Source organism: Endozoicomonas atrinae (assembly GCF_001647025.1).
Lineage (GTDB): Bacteria > Pseudomonadota > Gammaproteobacteria > Pseudomonadales > Endozoicomonadaceae > Endozoicomonas > Endozoicomonas atrinae.
This window is the reverse complement of record NZ_LUKQ02000817.1, coordinates 1-375: the sequence shown is the minus strand read 5'-3', so window position 1 is coordinate 375 and position 375 is coordinate 1. Positions and strand designations below refer to the sequence as shown.

Sequence of the window (375 nt, the reverse complement as noted above, 5' to 3'; positions counted from 1 at the left end):
GCTGGCACGCCATCGGCGATGAGCGAACGCTGATCTTTGTTTTTTACAGCGGTTATGTGGACACCCTCTCAGCCGGTTATTTCAACCGGTACGGTCCCGTCGCCATTTATGTCGGCGACTTTGAGGTGGCCGCTGGAAGCAATCCCAAAGCGTGGGGGTTAGTTGCCCCGAGCATGTATCCGGGAACCTTGGATAACGAAGGCAGTTACAGTGTAGAGACTCATGGCTCTTTTAATCTGTCCACTACTGCCAGCAACAATGCCAATGACCGGCCGGTGACGCAGGTGCCGGGGGAGTTATGGAGCGAAAGTGATATTCACTCAATGACCCAGTTCTTGATGGCGGATTCGCCTATTTCCTACAACTACACCGAAA

At 53.1% G+C, this 375-nt stretch carries 1 protein-coding gene; it reads left to right on the top strand.

Annotation, left to right across the window (positions count from 1 at the left end):
• Positions 1-375 (top strand): hypothetical protein (locus AK963_RS34560; protein ID WP_175404814.1); only part of this gene is annotated, 375 nt, incomplete at both ends.